At 40.2% G+C, this 381-nt stretch carries 1 protein-coding gene; it reads left to right on the forward strand.

Translation table 11 applies throughout. The features are described from left to right. The coding region (locus tag DWZ76_RS14880) for a substrate-binding domain-containing protein (protein ID WP_207663660.1) at window positions 1-381 on the forward strand (381 nt) is incomplete at both ends.

The following is a 381-nucleotide window of genomic DNA, read 5'->3' on the forward strand; positions in this document are numbered from 1 at the left end:
CTTGTTAGTTCAATTAGCAAACGGAAGAATCCAGGCTTGTATTGTGGATACCTACTGTCCACCGGAAGAATATGAATGTCACGAATTATTCGAGTCTGAAACCATCTGCATCTGCGCTCCCACTCATCCGCTGGCCGGAAAAACCGTAGATTTTAAAGAATTAAATCCCTATCGGTTGATTTTCAGAGAAGAAGGTTCAAAATCCTATCTCAATCTGCGTTCTATTCTTCACGGTTACAATCAGGACATACATAATTTCGCCTCTTTTGTAGAAGTCGGAACCATCAATACCGTTCATAATCTTGTCATTGAAAATGTTGGTCTCTCATTTGTATACAAGTTTGTCGTACAGAAAAAACTGGATCGCGGTGTTATGAGCCA

Source organism: Clostridium sp. AF35-15 (assembly GCF_003477745.1).
In the GTDB taxonomy this organism is placed as follows: domain Bacteria; phylum Bacillota; class Clostridia; order Lachnospirales; family Lachnospiraceae; genus Otoolea; species Otoolea fessa.